The following is a 2,115-nucleotide window of genomic DNA, read 5'->3' on the forward strand; positions in this document are numbered from 1 at the left end:
ATTTTATGGGGATAAAAACAGCATCGCCATCAAAATTTTCACTTTGCGGATATTGCTCCGCATAAGCCGGAAACAAAGGGTTATGGCCCAAAATATATTTAATATCCGTCCATAACAATTCCTGGTGCTGCTCTTCGTGGTAAAAACCTAAGGTCAGCAATTCCTGCAATTCAGGCGAAACCGGACAAGAAAGCAAATTTCTCATTGCTTCGTCCACATAATCCCGATAAGCGTAAACTTCCTGAACAGTTGGTCGGCTTAAATTACCGCGGTTTGTCCGGATAACGCGCGCGCCAACCGTTTCGTAATAACTGTTGAAAACGTAGTTATAATCCGGGTTAAATTCCTGGTAGCCAACAACATTAGGTTTCAAAATAAAGGTTTCGAAAAACCAGGTGGTATGCCCCAAATGCCACTTCGGCGGGCTAACATCGGGTATCGGCTGCACCACGTAATCTTCGGTTTGCAACGGAGCGCAAATTTGTTTTGACCGCTGGCGGACGGTTTCGTAGGCTTGTAATAAATTCATGCTACTCTTTTTGCAGGTATTTTTTTAGATCGGATATAGTTTTGATATGAAGTTTGCGCGCTTGATTACTGCGCATCATCAAAGCATAAGCATTGTTAAAACCAATCGGCTTCAGCCACTCTAACGCATATTGCTGTTCAAACATTTTTTTAACAAAATTATAAACTTTGAGTTTGCTGCTGCCAAGCAAATCCGTTGTTTGTTGTGAAGGCTGCAAAATAACCAGCAAACCTGTGCCCGTATATTCTGGATAAAAATCAATCTGGTTGTTGGTCAACGCATCAAAACAAATCTTCGTTCCGCCTAAACCAGTTTTTGTGGAAACGGCATAATCGGTGTAGCCTTGAATCAAATCTGCATACGTGGCGGCTAAAATATATTGTTCGCCAAAAATTTTAGAACCGATGCGTACCGTTCCATTTTTTCCGTTTCTAAAAGGACGAAAAAGCCGCTGTTGCACCAAAAAATCGTGCGCTACTTTTTCAGGCGATTGCTTGAGGTAATCCACTTTGTAATTTAAATCCGTCATGATGGAATCGTTGATCATTCCCGACAATAAATTTAATGTTTTTTCCAATTCCGGGAATTTTTGCAAAGCATCTTTCCGAACCACCGGCGCACAATAATAAGGCGGAAAAATATGCTTGTCGTCTTCCAAAATTGTTAGATCAAAAGCTTTTAAACGGCCATCCGTACTGTAACCGCTGATTACATCTAAATGCTTTTCAAAAACCGCTTTATACATTACAGCATCGCTGATCACAACGGTTTTTATCTTCAAACCATAAATCTCGCGCAAACCTAAATCGCCATCGCGCCGTCCCATAAATTCGGGCGTAAAACCGGCCAGCAGTTTTCCTTTTCCCAAACTTGGAATAAAATAAAAGGACGATAAAAGAAGCATGGCCACCGGCAGCAGCCACAAAAACACTTTGATTTTTTTAAAGCTGAGTTTTTGTATCCGCGAGAGCAAAAAATCTAAAATAATGGCCAGCAAAGCCGCCGGAATGGCACCGGCCAAAATCATGTTGGTGTTGTTGAGGGAAATGCCGCCAAAAATAAATTCGCCCAAACCACCAGCCGCAATAAAAGCGGCCAACGTGGCCACACCAACATTGATAACGGTTGCCGTACGGATTCCGGCCAGCAAAACCGGCATCGCCAGCGGCAATTCAACCTTGAACAATATTTGCCAGTTGCTCATGCCCATGCCGCGCGCTGCTTCTTTTACCGTGGCATTTACTTCGCTGATGCCGGTAAACGTGTTGCGGATGATGGGCAGCAGCGCGTATAAAAACAACGCAACAATAGCAGGTTTTGGGCCGATGCCAAGCAACGGGATCATGAAACCGAGCAGCGCAATGCTCGGAATGGTTTGCAGTACGCCGGCAAAACCCAAAACGCTGCCTGCAAATTGTTTTTTACGCGCAATCCAAATTCCCAAAGGCAAACCGATTAAGATGGCGAGCAATAACGACGTAAATGTAAGGCCCAAATGTTCGATGGTTTGCTGCAGCAGTTTTTCGTGTTCCTGCCGCATAAATTGCCATAAACTTTGCTGCTGGTTGTTCATGCTGATTTTTGCA

At 43.6% G+C, this 2,115-nt stretch carries 2 protein-coding genes; both read right to left on the bottom strand.

Translation table 11 applies throughout. The features are described 5' to 3' along the window. Positions 1 to 529, bottom strand: a 529-nt coding sequence (locus tag Q0192_RS09475) for a DinB family protein (protein WP_299289239.1), incomplete at its 3' end; no start/stop codon positions are given. A gap of 1 nt (position 530) precedes the next feature. Beyond that, the coding region (locus Q0192_RS09480; protein ID WP_366518164.1) for an ABC transporter permease/substrate-binding protein at positions 531 to 2,115 on the bottom strand (1,585 nt) is incomplete at its 5' end.

Origin of the sequence: uncultured Mucilaginibacter sp., assembly GCF_937859865.1 — a bacterium.
Lineage (GTDB): Bacteria > Bacteroidota > Bacteroidia > Sphingobacteriales > Sphingobacteriaceae > Mucilaginibacter_A.